The sequence below is a fragment of the Methylomonas sp. EFPC1 genome, assembly GCF_016925515.1.
Classification (GTDB): Bacteria; Pseudomonadota; Gammaproteobacteria; order Methylococcales; family Methylomonadaceae; genus Methylomonas; species Methylomonas defluvii.
Genome location: NZ_CP070494.1, coordinates 1120497 through 1137600, shown reverse-complemented (window position 1 = coordinate 1137600; position 17104 = coordinate 1120497). Strand labels below are relative to the sequence as shown.

Sequence of the window (17104 nt, the reverse complement as noted above, 5' to 3'; positions counted from 1 at the left end):
GACACATTATGATCAAGAAGCAACCGCTTACTCGTCATCGTGGCATTTACCTACTGCCCAATCTATTCACCACGGGCGCCATGTTTGCCGGGTTTTATGCAATCACCTCGGCAATTAACGGCCGTTTCGAAACAGCGGCGATTGCGATGTTCATTGCGATGGTACTGGATGGCTTGGACGGCCGCGTTGCCCGCCTGACTAACACGCAAAGCGAATTCGGCGTGCAGTACGACAGCTTGTCCGATATGGTTTCGTTTGGCGTTGCTCCGGCTATTGTCATGTATTTGTGGACTCTATCCACCATGGGCCAAGCAGGCTTGTTCGCCGCATTTGTGCATATGGCCGGTGGAGCGTTACGTTTGGCGCGTTTCAACACGCAAGTGGAAGTGGCCGACAAACGCTATTTTCAAGGCCTACCCAGCCCGGCAGCGGCGGCTATTTTGGCCGGTGGATTATGGTTCTGCGTGGAAAACGGTTATGACGTGGAAAACATCAAGTATCTGGTGTTACTAACCACCATCACTACCGGTTTGCTAATGGTCAGCAACTTCCGTTACTCCAGCTTCAAAGAAATCGATTTTAAAAACAAGGTGCCATTCATCGTTGCCATTATCGCGATGCTGGTTATCAGCTTCATAATGGCGCAACCACAGCGAATGCTGTTCCTGCTATCGGTCGGCTATGCCATATCCGGCCCTATAGTTACCTTGGTTTTGCGCAAACGTAAGCTGCAAAGCCGTAAAAGTTAGCGGATGCAAAATACCGGCGGCAAACCGTTGCTCGACGCCTTGGAAAGACACTGGCGCCAATATCGCAAACGCTTGAAAGCCTGCCGCCAAACCGCCAGCGAAGATAACGTCCACGAATTACGCATTAACACCCGGCGCTTGCTGGCGCTGATAGAATTGCTACATGCCTTGGAGCCACAACCCACATTACTAAGCATTCGCAAAGTTTTGAAAAAGCAACTCGACGGTTTCGACGAATTGCGAGATACCCAGGTCATGCTGTTCGAGGCGGCCAAGACCCTGCCTATACTTCCCGAGCTAGAGCCTTTTTTAGCGTACATGCATCGCTGCGAACAGCGTTTACTGCTGGAAAACCATTCATTTATTGCCCGCCTGTATCAACCGAAACTGCGTCGCAAGTTGAAAAAAGCCGGTAAATACTTCAAAACTCAAACAGCCGACATCGATCTTAAACAGGCATTACCAAGCGCCATTAACAATATTTATGGCCTAGTGATAAATCGTTATGAAGCACTGGATCCCACCATACCTGCCAGCATTCATCATCTGCGCATCGCTGTTAAAAAATTGCGCTATACGCTTTTAGCAGCGCAATGCCTTGATTCCACTCACGCTGAAACGGACTCTAGCCTGTTGAAAAGCCACTTAACTCGCATGGGTGACATTCAAAACTCTGTAATCATGTTGCAAACCCTTGAGCTATTTTTTCAACATCAGATACCGAGCGCAATAGAGCAGTACTATCGACGACAACAACAAGAGTTGATCGACTCATTTATGACCTGTTGCTCGGAGATTTTGGTGTTTCGGCATGTGACCCAAAACGACAGAAACTGGGTTTTTGAATCCGCTTAGAAACTAGCTATACTCATTGTCGGCTTATTTATTGGCACCAACGACGAGATGATTTACCAGAAATAAAAAATTTTCTATTAAGCAATTGAAAAACAATGTACCTCGGCAAACCGTACGAACCATTAACTCTACTGTCAATTGAGTTTATATTTTATCATTGCCTCAGGACAATCAGCTGCTACCGAAAAAACTAAAGCCGTCAAACTTAAACGCTATCCCCAAACGTCAAAATCAACAAGAAAAAGTTCATAACGTGGCATTACGAAATATTAGAGGCGGTTTCAATGGCATCAGATGATAGAAACTCACCTAAAATAGGTGTTCCGTCTTCACCCTATCTGGTTTACACCTCAGCCGGTCACCGATCCAATATAAAAAAATGGGTCACGGGCAAAAAAAATTTCGACTTATGGGTTACTCAATACGAAGGCGAAAGCGATTATCACCGGAGCGTTGCTGATTTTTACAACGAGCGAAAAGGCGGCAAATATCCAAATCTACACGATATATATAACCGCTGGGGAGAGTTACTCACCCCCTATCGAGCAATATTCGTACTTGACGACGATATAGAATTGAGCGCCAGCCAAATTAGCCAGTTATTCCGCATTTTAGAACGCTACAAACTCGTCTTGCTACAGCCTGGTTTCTTGAGCGTCGGCAAAATAAGCCATGAAGTCACAAAAGCAAATCATTTCAGATTTGCGAGGCTTACCAATTTCGTGGAAAACTGCGTGCCATTGTTCTCTAAGCCTATTCTGGATCGGTTTATGGCAACTTACGACCCGGGCTTAATTGCCTTCGGAACTGATTGGTGGTATTTACACCTTCTGACCAATGAAGAGCGCGAAACCGGAGTGGCGGTAATTGATTCGGTACCTTGCGTAAACCCGGACGAATGGCTTGAACAAAAACCTCGAAAAATAGATCAAGTTGAGCCCGTCAATAAAGGTATAGAGATTTGGCAGGAATTTAAGCGCGAGCGCGGCATCGAGATGCCGCCAGGCGGTGTCAGAAGTTTGGGGCTATTATCGCCTACAGCCTTAGAAGACTGGCTTACGCTAATTTCCGCTCCGTTAATCCGCTGCAAAACATTTCTGTTCTACCCCCATTATTTCATGCGTCTGAAACGCTTTTATTGGGATATTCATAGGCGAAAAATATTTTAAAATTCGCCATTCAGCAATGGCGAAATGCTGACTATCCAAAACAACACAGCAGATCTTATTCAATGAGAATATAAGTTTACTTGCTCAAATTGGAAACTGAGTTCGGCCAACCTCCTTAAGAATAGCATTTCGCAACTAGATGACGGCCCAAGGAATTATTCGTGAACTATTTAAACGAAATTAAATGCTATTTAAAAATCAAAATTTCCCAGATATTGATGCGGTACCCTACCCATCACAAACCACTAAAAATACAACATGCGCCTAAAAACAAACCGAAGGTACTAATTTTAGGAATATATTTAGAATACAGAGAAAACACATTTAATCACCTGATAAGTGCGTTTAATCAATCAACAGCATGTGCGGTTGATCAAATCTGGGTATCATTGAACCCTAAAAACTCTCTAAAAGACAACCAAGCCGAATATAAAAACCACGCCAACCTAATTCTGGTTAAGCAGATATTTGAGCTTAAACCAAAATTTACGATATTAAATGAAATTCTAGAAGAGGTTGACATAAGCAAATACGATTATCTTGTCTTTACCGATGACGACATTTTTGTTGACGATAACTTTCTCGATGCTTTTATCGGATGGCAACAGCATTTAAACTTTTGCTTGGCTCAACCCGCCCGCACGAGAACCAGTACAGCTGATAATACATTTGTTGTTTCCAGGCCTTGGCTAAACGCACGCGAAACACATTTTGTTGAAATTGGCCCGCTATTTAGCATGCATAAATCAATTGTAAATGAATTACTACCGTTTGATCTTGAAAGTCCAATGGGATGGGGATATGACCTCGTTTGGCCAATAAAGGTGAGTGCATCGGAAAAAACCATGGGGATTATTGATGCGACTCCTGTACAGCACAGCCTGAGACCTCAGGGCGCGGCATATTCGACCGCAAAAGAATCTGTGCTAATGAATGAATATCTTTCAACAAAACAGCACCTAAACTTCCGAGAAGCCTGCACTATTGTTAAAAATTACTCAAAAATAAGCTTCCTCAAAAAATCGTTCAATTTATTTTAATGCCTATCTGTTTTAATTTCTCGAACAAAGCACCGCTTAATTCCGATCAGCCCCAACAACTTATTTATCTTATTGGCACTGCCCGATACTACTTAAACATAATAAGCGACACCATCATCGACTTAAAGATATAATAGCCCAACTACCAGCATTTATTTGATTCATCTTATGCATCACAATATTTCCGTTAAACCTTTTGTAATTTAATCGGCCTAATCGATGCTATGAGCTGCCTAGTTACCGTCATCATACCCACTCACAACCGCCCCGAACTTTTGGACGAAGCCATAAGCAGCGTAGTCAATCAAACCTTGGCGGATTGGGAAGTCATTGTCGTTGACGATTGCTCAACCCCTCCGGTAAACCCCGCTCAGATCCAGGAAAAGTTCGGAACGAAGATTAAAGTTTTGCGGCACCCAAGCTCTTTGGGGGGAGCCGCAGCGAAAAACACCGGCATCAAAGCCGCTTCTGGCAAATACATTGTGTTTCTGGACGACGACGACCTTTACGCACCGACTTATTTAGAAAAAGCTGTTTCAACTTTAGAAAACCATCCAGAAATTAACACGCTGTTCATGAGCGTCGCTTGGTTTGGTCCAAATTCAAAATGGACGCACGAATCCTACACTGACGCCATGAACAAAATATTGGCAGATCTGGCTGGAACGCAAGTGACGGAAACCCTACTGGAATTTGACGCAGACCGTCTATTCAAAGCTTTGCTAAAAAGGGTCCCTATGGCGTTTCAACGACCAGTGGCAACCAGGGAACAGGTTAGGCAAATCGGCTTATATCAGGAAGATTGCCTACTTTGGGATTGCGATTGGGCTTTGCGCGCTGCGCTGAATGGACGATGCGGATTAGTAACAGAAGGCTTGTACCTGCAACGTAGCGCGGGCCAGGGATACTCGTCTCAGCCTCGCCGCCGGATGGATCACTCCTTATCCAATCTGGAAATAAAAAAACAACTGATTAAGCGAAATGTCAGGCCTGATCTAGCCAAGCTGATCAGGCTCAACTACATCCAATCCGCCCAAGATTTGAGTTGGGAATACATCAATCAAAACCAAGGCTTGCTAGCAGTCAAAACCATGCTGGCTAGTTTCCAATACGGCATTCACTTTCTGCAGATCAAGTTTTTAGCGCACGCTCTTTATAGCTGCGGATTGAGTTTATTTTCTAAAATACAACGATAGCCTAGTTAGATTCCGAATCGAAACAAAAGGTAAACTGGATTTAGCAGCCTCAAACGCCGCAGCATCGCAAGCTTGAGCCTTAGTCGGCAATCAAGTATAGTTTCCAACCATGAACAATCAGAAAAACGAATTTCATAGTCACTTAGTTTTCATGCCAGCCATTGGCAGACAATTGTTCGGCCTGTCATTAAGATTGCTGCCCTGAGGGGCGCACTCTATCCTCATTTAAACAATACCACCCTTTTCTGTTCCTCGGCCTCAGCGCCGAACATTTCATGAACGGAGTTCTCATGAAAGATAAATTAATTATATTCGACACAACTTTGCGCGATGGTGAGCAAAGCCCAGGCGCCTCAATGACCCGCGATGAAAAAGTCCGCATTGCCCGAGCTCTGGAGCGCATGAAAGTCGATGTCATCGAAGCGGGTTTCCCGGCAGCCAGCCAAGGCGATTTCGAAGCAGTGCAAGCGGTCGCCGATGCGATTAAAGACAGCACAGTTTGCGGTTTGGCGCGGGCGCTGGACAAAGACATCGACCGGGCTGGCGAAGCCTTGAAAGGCGCAAACAGCTCGCGCATCCATACCTTTATCGCGACTTCGCCGATCCATATGCAAAAGAAGTTGAATATGCAGCCGGATCAGGTCATCGAATACGCAGTTCGGGCAGTAAAGCGCGCCCGCCAGTACACCGATAACGTCGAATTCTCCCCGGAAGATGCCGGTCGTTCGGAAGAAGATTTCTTGTGCCGAATCCTGGAAGCAGTGATCGATGCCGGTGCGACGACGCTTAATATCCCGGACACGGTCGGCTATAGCATGCCTCAGCAATTCGGTGCGACTATCGCCAATTTGATCAAGCGCATCCCCAATTCCGACAAGGCTATCTTCTCAGTACATTGCCACAATGATTTGGGCTTGGCGGTTGCCAACTCCTTGTCGGCGGTGATGAACGGCGCGCGGCAGGTAGAATGCACGATCAACGGTTTGGGCGAACGCGCGGGCAATGCCTCTTTGGAGGAAGTGGTGATGGCGGTGCGCACCCGCCAGGATTTCTTCGGCTGCGATACCGGCTTGGACGCGCGCGAGATTGTCACATGCTCGAAACTGGTGTCATCCATCACCGGCTTTCCGGTGCAGCCTAACAAGGCCATCGTCGGCGCCAATGCTTTTGCCCACGAATCCGGGATTCATCAAGACGGCGTATTGAAAAACCGCGAGACTTACGAAATCATGCGCGCCGAAGATGTAGGCTGGACCACCAATCGAATGGTGCTCGGCAAACATTCCGGCCGCAACGCCTTCAAAACCCGAATGGCAGCGCTGGGCGTGGACTTTGCCGGCGAAGCCGATTTGAACGATGCCTTTTTCCGCTTCAAACAACTGGCCGACAAAAAGCACGATATTTTCGACGAAGACTTGCAGGCCTTAATTTCCGAGCAAGGCTTCGAAGCGGAAGACGAACATATCAAATTGGTGGCCTTAAAAGTCTGTTCCGAAACCGGCGAAGTCCCTAACGCCACCGTCACGATACGTGTCGACGGCAAGGAAGTCACCGGCAGCGGGCAAGGCGGTGGTGCGGTGGATGCCAGCCTGAAAGCCATCGAAAGTTTGGTAAAAACCGGCGCGACTTTGGCGTTGTACTCGGTTAACAACATCACCACCGGCACGGATGCTCAGGGTGAAGTCACCGTCCGACTGGAAAATGCCGGCCGTATCGTTAACGGCTCCGGCGCCGACACCGACATCGTGATCGCCTCGGCCAAGGCTTACATTAACGCGGTTAACAAACTGCAAACGCCCGACCAACGTCAGCATCCGCAAAAAGGCGATGTCTGATTTTTGAGCCGCCATGGATAACGCGACCCGCTTGCAGTACTTGGAGGCGATGGGCATTGACGTCTGGACACCTAGGCGTCTACCCATCGCAGTTCCGCAAGCGGCCGTTGATTGCGAAAGTCCAATCGAACACGTAGTACCGGCTACCCCCTTTGCAGCCCACGAAGTTGAGCCTTCCGAGCAAACGGTATCAAGCGTCATCGAAACCGTTAATATCGAATTTCCGCGACATTCCGCTTCGTCGCCATCATCCCACGCCAACGATCAAATATGGAGAGACTTGCAGCACGAGGTTTCTTTATGCCAAGCCTGCTCGCTGTGTAAAACCCGCACCCAAACCGTATTCGGTGTCGGCAACAAACAAGCAAGCTGGATGCTGATTGGTGAGGCGCCTGGGCAGAATGAAGATTTACAAGGCGAACCGTTCGTCGGCAAAGCCGGCCAATTATTAACCGAAATGTTGCGGGCGATAGGTTTAAAGCGGGAAGAAGTCTATATAGCCAATATATTGAAATGCCGGCCGCCGAATAACCGTGATCCGCAAGCCGAAGAAGTCGCCGCCTGCAATCGCTTTCTGCAGCAGCAAATCGAATTGATACAACCGAAAATAATTTTGGCGGTAGGCCGGATTGCTGCGCAAAGCTTGCTAACCACCCAACAATCTCTGGCAAAATTACGCGGCGTTCAACACCAATTACACGATATTCCGCTGATTGTCATTCATCACCCGGCTTACCTATTGCGCTCGCTACTGGAAAAGGCAAAGGCCTGGAGCGACTTGCAGTTTGCGCTGTCGGTCTATCAAAAACTAGAAAAATAAAACCATGTGGAAACTGTTACATAAACTGAAAGATGCAGTGATTTACGACGCGGACCGCGAGTTTTACGCCAAGGTGTTTCCAGACTCGGTAGATAGCAAAGACTTAATGCGGATGCGCAAAATGGATCATGCTGATTTAACCAGCGTCTTGAAGATAGAAGAGTTAAATTACGAATTTCCGTGGTCGGAAGGGATATTTAAAGATTGTTTCCGCACCATGACTTACACCAGTTGGGTGTGCGAGGCGCCAGATGACAACATAGTAGGCTATTGCATCATCAATGTAGCCGCTGGCGAAGCTCATATTATGAACATCAGCGTCAACCCCACCTTTCAACGCCAGGGAGCCGGCCGCAAAATGTTGGAACACTTAATCGAATACGCCCGGCCCCGCGCTGAGAAAATATTCCTTGAGGTGCGCCCCAGTAATCCTGGAGCCATCAATTTGTATCGAAAAACCGGTTTTCGCGAAATCGGCACCCGTAAGAATTATTATCCAGCCAAAAACGGTCGCGAGGACGCGATTATGTTTGAGTTGGATCTGGTGCCTATGCTCTAGCCGGGTTATGTAGACTCACTGTCGGCCTAAATTATCCCGCCAACACTATTCCTCGGAAACGGTAACCGATCCGATTAGAGCCGTACATTGGGCGTTTAACAAGTTATACAGCCGGATATTTTTTCAATCTATTTTTCAATTGCTGAGTCTCTTGCTTCAACCAATTTGCCGTTTGGACTCTGAGGTCAATTTCGTAAAGATATATTGGATTTGCTTGAAAACCAGCATCACGAGTTTTAAGCGAGTTGGATTTACCGAATTTAGTTTTCATCGTAATTCCCTTATTTGAAGCTTGTCTAATCCCCACAAGCAATTGAATTCGTTAGCTTACAAATACTGCTCAGAAAAGTAACTAGTCGTACCGAAAATGTAGGTTGCTAACATTCGGCAAGAGGTACAAAGCAAATATCACACCATTTTCTGGCAACGGAATGGCCTTCGCCTGCTCGAAGGATCTGCGTAAATAAGACTATTTTTTTCAGCGCAGTATTGCCATAAGTGACAGTTACCTGACATTTTTGGTCAGTAACGCAAAAGATCGCTTATCTTTGCCCCATACGTCGACGCGCCAAAGCCAAAAGCTAATCTGTTAGGCTGATGACGAGATCGTTTGATTACACAAACATAGCGCCACCACCAAGCTATGGCAGTTCAAATGAATAACTTTGTAAAATTTAATTGACTTTAAGAAAGCGAACCAAGGGTTTGTTTTGGATGATTTTGTCCAATTTTTCGGAAGCACGCCATCTACGAGAGTGAGCAACACGCTGTTGAGTTTTAGCAAAAAGGTGGCAGAATCGGTCCAGCCGATAGCTTTTGGGAGGTCTTATGAAAATACTTGCAGTACTGATACTCGCCGGACTTACTTATGGTCTTGCGTTATTCATACTTGGAATAATCAAAGAATTGGCGGAACTCGCCGTTGAGGCATGGCGTGACGTTGAGATAGGAAGATAATTTTATTTAATAGCAGTCAGACCGATATCTTTAGTTTTCAAGAATGCATTAAATTGTCAATTAGACAAGCAGAGCCGGGAACAATACCCGGCTTTTTTGTATTCGTGGTTTTCTCGTGCACATATCTAAACTATAAATACGGGTAATCTTGAAGGCGGCATGGTTTTTATTGGCACGCTACTTGGCACAAATGCCGGCTGTCGGGGCGTCGATTTAGATAACAGTCGCCCGCATTCCTTACAGATAAAGCTCCCGGTTGGCGACCCGTAGGCGATTTCCATGGTCAAGTTAGAGTGGTCGCAATAATTGCCGTCTATATTGCTGGTTATTGGTATCGCTTTTAAATTGTCCATAATTTTTCCTTATAACCGTCTAAGCTAGATTTGTATGTCGGTACTTTATTCAGACTTCCTTAAATCTAGATTATGTGTAAATTAAGATTGCATTATTAGTGGCCCGAGCAAATCCGGCCACGCGCTAATTTGCCATGAATTTTTAAATTTGCCGGTATAGTTTGGCTCGTACGCTTAATACAAGTACACGGTCTAATGCCTTATCTTTATGCTGAAAATCCTGCGCTCACGATTGGTGAGATTTTACCGCCCGGCTTTAAACTTCAAGGCATGCGCCATCACTTGATAGATGTAACTTTGCTCTTGTACGCCATGAAATAAATGCGCTTTGGGACCGAACGCGAAAATGGCCACATCTTCGGCGCCGTGCGTTTCGCTGCCTAGCGGTACAACGGCTTCCTGCAGAAAAATCGGGATGCGTGGTATCGACGGCGCTTAGATCGGGGCGGCCTTTTTGACCTCGATAACCCGGACCGTTGGCGTATCCCAACGTCGCGTAAGGCAATCCGTTACTGTCCTTGGCAAATCCCTTCTCGCCAGCTTGCTTGACCAAGCCCAAAATAGGATTACCGCGTTGCGGATAGCCGGCGATGGTAAAGGTGTGGCTATGATCGGCGGTAACTATGATTAACGTATCCTGAGGATTGGTTTTTTCCAACGCCTTGCGAACCGCATTGGATAGTTCCACTGTTTCCGTCAAGGCTCTGTAAGCATTTCCGGCATGATGGGCATGATCGATACGGCCCGCTTCCACCATCAGCAAATAGCCTTTTTTATTTTTCGACAATATCTCTATGGCTTTTTCGGTCATCTCGGTCAAAGACGGCTCGCCACCTTTGTCACCAAACCGATCATGCTCGTATTCCATATGCGAACGCTCGAACAGCCCCAGCAAATGCTCGGTTTGCTTGGAGTCTATGGCGTCGAAGCCGGCTTTGTTATAAACGTAAGCCGATTGCGGATATTGGGCTAGCCAACGCTGAGTCAAATCAACACCGTCTTTGCGGCTACCAAACTTGTCACTATCTTCCGGATCCTGTGTCGTTTCAGGCAAAAACATGCTACGCCCGCCACCCAAAGCCACTTCCAGGCCGTTGCCGTAATCGAAATCCAGTAATTGTTTGGCAATATCGCTAACCGTGGCGCCCGCTGGAACTTGCGCATCGGACTCCCAATCGCGCTCGGAGGTGTGAGCGTAACAAGCAGCCGGCGTGGCGTGAGTAACTCGGGCAGTAGAGACCACGCCAGTTGATAAGCCTTTTTCCTCGGCTTGTTCGAGTAAGGTTTTCACCTTGTAGGTATTCACCACTTCCGCACTTCTCTCTTGGCGAGCCGCCTGCATACCGACCGACAATTCACCATCGTTGGTTTTTACACCGGTAATAATCGCTGACATGGTCGGCGCAGAATCCGGAGTTTGTTGATTGGCACTATAAGTTTTCGATAACGCCACATAGGGAGCTGTTTCGAAACTTAGCGAATTTTCCTCGCCACCGCGATTGCCCGGTTTGCGCTGACCCTCCAGAATACGCGCGGCGGTAATAGTCGAGATGCCCATACCGTCACCAATGAACAGAATGACGTTTTTGGCGAATGCTCGATTAGCTTCCAGTTGCTCAGCCGCCTTGATACGGTTTTGCCCCGATTCCAACCAGAATGCCGGCGTTTCCAAAACCGGTTCAGCCTGGGATGTCCCGGCCGCCAAGCTCAGTGTGCTTATCAGAATTGCGGATTTACAGTGCTTGAGGATCATAAGAGCTTTTGATGAGGGATGTTTCTAAATCAAGCACCACATTTCTAAACGGCTTCAACGCCTTGTTTGGCAATACCCACATCGAATCTGCGATGCCTGACATACGTCACCAGCAGCAATACCGCCAACACCCCGAAGACACCTTTGTCACCCAAGATGACGTAAGGCGTAAGACCACGCATCGGCACTATATAGTCGGTTAGAGTAGTAGTGGTAAACAAAGGCGCTTGCTTAAGTAATACGCCGTCCGGACCAACAAAACCGGTCACACCGGTATTAGTCGCGCGAACCAGATAGCGGCCGGTTTCCAGCGCCCGCATTTGCGCTATTTGCATGTGTTGATGCGGCTGTGAGGAATCGCCAAACCAAGCATCGTTAGTCATATTGACGATATACGCTGCATCCGCCACTTGCCTGGCAACCAATTCGCCGAAGGCATCTTCATAACAGATCGTGGTGACAAACGCATGACCGCCCGCCGTCAACAACGTTTGCCGGTCGCTACCGGCCGCGAAATCGCCCAGCGGTATTTGCAATTTATCCAATACCCAACCCGATAAAGGCTGAAGCGGTAAATATTCGCCAAATGGCAGTAAGTGATTTTTATGATACAGGGCTTGTTTTTCGCCTAAGGTCATGACGCTGTTGTAATAATCCTTACCCTGCCCGCTACTGGGTAGCCCAACCACCAAGTCAACCCCATGCGCTTGCGCGGCAGTTTGTAGCGGATCGATGTAGAATTCTTTCACTTGCGACAGAAAGGCCGGAATCGAAGTTTCCGGCCAGATAATCACATCGGAATCCCAATGCTGTTCGGTAAGTTCCTGATATAGCCTGAGTGTGTTGAGTTTCTGATTTTTCTGCCACTTCTGATCCTGGCCGATATTGCCTTGTACCAAGGTTACCTTGATCGGCGCGCCGACGGCTTGAGTCCACGACACCGTTTGCAAATAGCCACCGCCTGCCCAAATCACCCCCAAAACCAACAGCCCCGGCAAAGCCGGCAATTTGCCACGCACTGATTCGACTAAGGAAAAAGCCGATACCGCCAACAAAAACCCGACCCCATAAACCCCGGCCAGTGGAGCGTAACCGGCCAACGGCGTAGATAGTTGACTGTAAGCGATTTGCAGCCACGGAAAACCGTTCAACAACCAATAACCGCGGAAATACTCGACGGCTACCCAAGCAATAGCGGCAGCTATTATGCGTAGCCAAACCCCGGAAAAGATTGAGGCTTTGGCGATAAACCAGCCGGTTAAGCCCGGAAATAAGGCCCAAACCGCTACCAGCAGAGCCGTCAACGCTATCGAGCTATACGGGTCGCCGCCGCCGAAATCGTGAATACTGATATACGTCCACCAAATCCCCGATCCGAACAAGCCCAAACCGAACAAATAACCACTAAGAGCAGCCCTGTTCGGCGCCTGCCGCTGCCAAATCCAGTAAATAAAAGCTAAAGCGCCGATTGCGACGTAAGCATAATCGTATGGCGCAAAGGCCATGGTGAGCAATGCTCCAAAAACGGGGGCGGCAAGTTCCCATTTATAATTCAATATTCGCTTCATTACTCTGCTGTGTTTATTCGATGGAATCGGCATTTTATGCAGCTGCCGAGGTTTCGTAAAATCGGCAACTGCCTATAGCCGTCAATCTGAACTAAACTGAGTTTATGTTTTCAACACATCTTAACTCGCAAGTACATGACCGATAACGCATCACTGCCTTTTGAGCTGTCAACGGAATCCCTCGGCGGATGGATTAATTCACTAAGCGCGCTACCCGCGGCGAACGCGGCAAACCAGTTGAATCTGGTCCTTAAACAACTGAGTCGCTTTAACGGCACAGCCGCAAACGTATTGCCGATACTCGTAAACTTAACCCCGCTGACATTGCATTTATCCAATGGCTTGACCAACGCGGCGCGTTCCGAAACAGACATTGCCACCAACAGCAAAGCGCTGAAAATTGCGAAACTAGCCATCCAGTTACTCAGACATTTGAGCCTGGCTTTTTGCCGCACGGTCGAGACCAAACAACTCGATACATCGCTGACCCAACAAGCGATATTTTATGCCTTGCAGCTCGCGGGGTATTGTCTGCGCAGCACGGCGCTGTTTTACGAAATGCCGTCCACGACCTTGTGGAAAAAGAGCGGCCTGCTTTACACCATAGCCGGCGAACTGCAACTGCTAAAAAAGCCAGTCTCGTCCAAACCGCAGGAATTCAAGTTACAAAGCACCATTGAAGCAGTCATCAAGCGCAACGTATTGTTTGCACTCAGTAAACCCAACCAATATTCAACAACTGAAATCAGTCAATTATTTCAGTTGGTCAGTCGGCATCAGGATCGCCTGGAGATCAGCAAAACACCCAATCCGGATTGCCGTTTTATTTGGAATCTGGGCAGTGAACCAAGCCCTATGCCGCGTACTAACAGCACATTGCCACGCGGCTCGGTGTACATCAGTTGCCAGAACTTCGGCCATGCCTTGCAACTTGGCGAAATCGAGACCGAACTGAATTCAAACATGCAAACCAAACTGGCCTTGCATTTGACGGGATACAGCAATATTTTCGCATCGGTGGCCATCGGCCCGCCGATGCCGGCACACTTACTCGAGGGCTTCGTTGCGGTTAGCGCCCATCTACAAGGTGAAGAAAAATTATCGAAAATCATGAACCTGAGCTCGCAGTTATCGCGCGGAAGATCCCTGGCTCGCGATATGTCTCTAGTGCCGTTGGAGCATGAAAAAAGTTTCTACAAACCGTTAAATTCTTCGCTGATCAGTTTTCCAGAGCATGGCACCAGTCTGAGCCTGTTACGCAATGTCAGTAAACAATTTCTGGTAGCGGAAAGCCCCGCACCCAATTGTTCAACCGGCGATATTGGCTTACTTTGCCGGGAGCAGCAACCCGCCAAACTGGTGATAGTTCGCCAGCAAACGCTCTATGAAGATGTGACACTAATTTTGCTGGAACCCATAATCGGCAACATTACCATCCACGATATCGAAAATGCCGGTGACAGTAACAGCCAGAAAGCGATAGTCATCGGGATGGAAACCACTCAACCTGAAGTGTTGTTAGCCAACGGCAAATACGCGGTAGGCAGTAAAATCAAACTGCTATACGGCAACACCTTGTATTTGAAAGCTTGCGTGGAAAGTACTCCCTGGTTAGTGCGCTTCAAGGCCGGTGTTGATTTGTGACGCCATGCGGGACGTGGGCTGCTGCAATTTGATGGGACTCCGCGGAATCGCAATGGCCTTTTTGATCATCGAAGAAAATATCGGCCCCGAACGCTTTTAAAAACGCCCCCTTGGGCATGCCGCCTAAAAATAAGGCTTCATCTATCCTGATTCCCCAAGCACGCAAGGTTCTGACGACCCGCTCGTGCGCGGGCGCGGCGCGTGCGGTGACCAATGCCGTGCGAATTGGCGACAAATCTTGATCGAAATGGGTTTGAATGCGGTGCAAAGCACTTAAAAACTCTTTCAATGGCCCGTCCGATAAAGGCTTATGCGCTTCGTTGCGCTCGTTGGCCGCAAAAGCCGCCAAACCGTGTTGCTGATAAATACGCTCGGATTCGTCGGAAAACAGCACCGCGTCCCCATCAAACGCAATCCGCAATTGCGGAGACGGATTGGCTACCGCGCCGGAGACAATGGTTGCGGCGGCATAGCCCGCAGCCAAGGCCTTTCTGACATCCTCACCATTGGCGGATAGAAACAAATGCGCACCGAAGGCCGGGATATATTCGTAAGGGGATACGCCGCTGGTAAACGCCGCCCGACTAATCGCCAAATCGTAGTGGTTGATTGAATTAAAGATACGCAGGCCGGTATCCGCGCTATTTTGCGACAGCAGGATAATCTCCACCAGCGGCGCCCCGGGAAAAGCTTTGTTGATATCTAAAAATTTCTTGACCAAGGAAAACCCGAAACCCGGCGGCAGAATTTCATTTTCGTGCTCAATCTGATAACGACAAAAGGCTTCCTTGCCCTCAGTTTCGAAAATCGCATGCGATTCATCGAGATTGAATAAGGCCCTGGACGATACTGCAACTACCAGTTTCTGATTATCCATGATTAATCTTTATTGCGGGTAACCCACACCGAATCGAGATTGAGGGTTTTCTTGATTTTCGCCGCGTACGCCGCCGCTTCATATTGCGTTTTGAAACCGTCCACAAACAGACGATACCAGTTCTCGCCCTTGGATTCGGTTTTGACTACCTTGGCAGGGACGCCCTTGCCCGCGAATTCTTGGGCTTTACTCTTGGCGTACCAATCCTGTTTAAACGCAATTAAATTGACCGCCCAATTTTCTTCCACCGGTTCCGGCTTTTTCTTCTCCGGTTTAGGGGCCGGCGCGGCAGCTTGCGCTCGACCTTTTTCCAAGGCGCTCACCTTGTTTTGCAAGGCTTCTATGGTTGCGCCTATTTGCATGATCTGGCTGCTGATTTCGGCAGAAGGCTTGGCTTGATCACCGTTGGCCTTTGCCGCACCAGGGTCAGCATGCCCAGCCTTACTTAATTCAGCGATCTGAGTGGCCATCACACCATTGCTGACCGTCAATTCATCCAGCTGTTTGCGCAACATTTCCTTGTCCGCGGCATCGCTGGTGGGCGCGGCATTCACTTGTTCCTGCAATTTCCCGATAATAGTCACCAACTCGCCGACTTGCGACTTGGCAATCATGCCTTGTATGCCTAACCCAGTGCCAATCAGCAGCGCCGCCACCGCGATGCCGTTCGCCACATAGGCAGCTACCGGTTTTTTCGCCGCCAAGGCCTCCACGGCCCGTTTGGTTTTCTTCTGTTCGGTCTGCACGCTTTCCAGACTATCCAGACAACCCAGCAGCTCATTTTTACCCGCCGCCTCGGTTAAATCGTGGCGCATCTGCTGCTGATGCTTCTTGAGGTCGACGATATTCCGATTCAAAGCGGCAATTTCGCTGCTATGATCGATGACTTGTACCTGCGGCACCGGGCTTGCTTGAACTTGTTCGGCCGCTGCGGCAATCGGCGCTGTTTCCGGCTCGTTAGCCTGGACAACGACTAATTCTTCCTCGTTTTCTTGCTCACTGACAGCCGCCGCCAATATCTGATCCAAATCTGGTTCCGGTTCCGGCGCGCTTGGTTGGACGTTGTTATCGGGTTCTTCCAAATCCGCAAATTCATCGACGATTGGCGTTGTCGCTGGTGCATACTCGTCATCAGCCGAAATGTCGAAATCCGCTATTAGAAAATCAGCATTACCGCCTGCCAGATCAGCGTCATCGGAAAACTCGTCTATTTCGGCCATATTTTCCAGGTCGTCCACCGCGGTTTCCGGCAAACCCACCACGGCCACCGGGGCATCCTCCGCAAAATCATCGATTTGACCGACTCGCTCTAACTCCGCGACTTCTTCAAACACATCATCAACCGACAATTCTAAAGGGGCCTGCTGATTTTCGACATCGACGATATCGACAAAATCATCGTCAACTACTTGCTGCTCGCGTCCGGGATTAATGCCTAAATCAACCTCCAAATCGTCGCCAAACTCGTCAATATCGTCTGCCAAACTTGATGCAGCCTTAGGTTCATTCGCACTCAGTAATTCATCGATATCCGCGAACTCGTCGATTTCCTGTTGCGCATCCGGCTCGAATGTCTCGTCGCCCACCAGCAAACGATCAATGGCTTCGTCATCATCTATCGTCCCAACCTGTTGTTCGGAGGGGTCGCCAATATTAAGCATGGCATCCAGATCATCGGCAAACGCATCCAAGGTTTTTTTATTTTTACTAGCAGTCGATTCAGCCATGT

Annotated in this window: 15 protein-coding genes and 1 pseudogene; 10 read left to right on the top strand and 6 right to left on the bottom strand. The window is 48.4% G+C overall.

Annotation, left to right across the window (positions count from 1 at the left end; all coding sequences use genetic code 11):
• The first annotated feature begins 8 nt into the window (after positions 1–8).
• From pssA to rimI, 8 genes are all read left to right on the top strand, one after another.
• A complete protein-coding gene (gene pssA, locus JWZ98_RS05410) occupies positions 9–749 on the top strand; it encodes a CDP-diacylglycerol--serine O-phosphatidyltransferase (RefSeq protein ID WP_033158857.1) in 741 nt (246 codons plus the stop codon).
• Positions 750–752: 3 nt separating this feature from the next.
• Positions 753–1604 (top strand): CHAD domain-containing protein, encoded by an 852-nt coding sequence (locus JWZ98_RS05405; RefSeq protein ID WP_205453556.1) that lies wholly within the window; start codon positions 753–755, stop codon positions 1602–1604.
• 284 nt (positions 1605–1888) lie between these two features.
• Positions 1889–2773 (top strand): hypothetical protein, encoded by an 885-nt coding sequence (locus tag JWZ98_RS05400; protein WP_205453555.1) that lies wholly within the window; start codon positions 1889–1891, stop codon positions 2771–2773.
• Between the two features lie 161 nt (positions 2774–2934).
• Positions 2935–3813: a hypothetical protein gene (locus JWZ98_RS05395; protein ID WP_205453554.1), complete on the top strand. Its 879-nt coding sequence runs from the start codon at positions 2935–2937 to the stop codon at positions 3811–3813.
• 224 nt (positions 3814–4037) lie between these two features.
• Positions 4038–5009 carry a glycosyltransferase family 2 protein gene (locus JWZ98_RS05390; RefSeq protein WP_205453553.1) on the top strand — a complete coding sequence of 324 codons (972 nt, stop codon included), beginning with the start codon at positions 4038–4040 and terminating at the stop codon, positions 5007–5009.
• Between the two features lie 290 nt (positions 5010–5299).
• Positions 5300–6844 carry a 2-isopropylmalate synthase gene (locus JWZ98_RS05385; protein WP_205453552.1) on the top strand — a complete coding sequence of 515 codons (1545 nt, stop codon included), beginning with the start codon at positions 5300–5302 and terminating at the stop codon, positions 6842–6844.
• 13 nt (positions 6845–6857) lie between these two features.
• Positions 6858–7664 carry a uracil-DNA glycosylase gene (locus tag JWZ98_RS05380; protein WP_205453551.1) on the top strand — a complete coding sequence of 269 codons (807 nt, stop codon included), beginning with the start codon at positions 6858–6860 and terminating at the stop codon, positions 7662–7664.
• A 4-nt stretch (positions 7665–7668) separates the two neighbouring features.
• A complete protein-coding gene (gene rimI / locus JWZ98_RS05375; RefSeq protein WP_205453550.1) occupies positions 7669–8223 on the top strand; it encodes a ribosomal protein S18-alanine N-acetyltransferase in 555 nt (184 codons plus the stop codon).
• Between the two features lie 103 nt (positions 8224–8326).
• Here the strand turns inward: rimI and JWZ98_RS05370 are convergent, their stop codons facing one another.
• Complete coding sequence (locus JWZ98_RS05370) at positions 8327–8494, bottom strand: hypothetical protein (RefSeq protein WP_205453549.1); 168 nt, start codon at positions 8492–8494, stop codon at positions 8327–8329.
• Positions 8495–9051: 557 nt separating this feature from the next.
• Here JWZ98_RS05370 and JWZ98_RS23360 point away from each other — a divergent pair.
• Positions 9052–9180 carry a hypothetical protein gene (locus JWZ98_RS23360; protein ID WP_275899182.1) on the top strand — a complete coding sequence of 43 codons (129 nt, stop codon included), beginning with the start codon at positions 9052–9054 and terminating at the stop codon, positions 9178–9180.
• Between the two features lie 596 nt (positions 9181–9776).
• Here the strand turns inward: JWZ98_RS23360 and JWZ98_RS23355 are convergent.
• The 3 genes and pseudogenes from JWZ98_RS23355 to lnt all read right to left on the bottom strand — a co-directional run bounded on the left by JWZ98_RS23355 (position 9777) and on the right by lnt (position 12854).
• Positions 9777–9887 carry an alkaline phosphatase gene (locus tag JWZ98_RS23355; protein ID WP_275899181.1) on the bottom strand — a complete coding sequence of 37 codons (111 nt, stop codon included), beginning with the start codon at positions 9885–9887 and terminating at the stop codon, positions 9777–9779.
• Positions 9888–10002: 115 nt separating this feature from the next.
• Positions 10003–11091: pseudogene (locus JWZ98_RS05365) on the bottom strand (alkaline phosphatase); the annotation flags it as partial.
• A gap of 239 nt (positions 11092–11330) precedes the next feature.
• Positions 11331–12854, bottom strand: a complete 1524-nt coding sequence (gene lnt, locus JWZ98_RS05360; protein WP_275899180.1) for an apolipoprotein N-acyltransferase — start codon at positions 12852–12854, stop codon at positions 11331–11333.
• A 135-nt stretch (positions 12855–12989) separates the two neighbouring features.
• Here lnt and JWZ98_RS05355 point away from each other — a divergent pair, with 135 nt between their 5' ends.
• A complete protein-coding gene (locus JWZ98_RS05355; protein ID WP_205453547.1) occupies positions 12990–14498 on the top strand; it encodes a hypothetical protein in 1509 nt (502 codons plus the stop codon).
• Here JWZ98_RS05355 and JWZ98_RS05350 read toward each other — a convergent pair.
• Entirely contained in the window at positions 14476–15375 is a 900-nt protein-coding gene (locus JWZ98_RS05350) for a 5'-nucleotidase (RefSeq protein ID WP_205453546.1), read from the bottom strand. The genes JWZ98_RS05355 and JWZ98_RS05350 overlap by 23 nt on opposite strands.
• A gap of 2 nt (positions 15376–15377) precedes the next feature.
• A complete protein-coding gene (locus JWZ98_RS05345; protein WP_205453545.1) occupies positions 15378–17102 on the bottom strand; it encodes an SPOR domain-containing protein in 1725 nt (574 codons plus the stop codon).
• Positions 17103–17104: the final 2 nt, after the last annotated feature.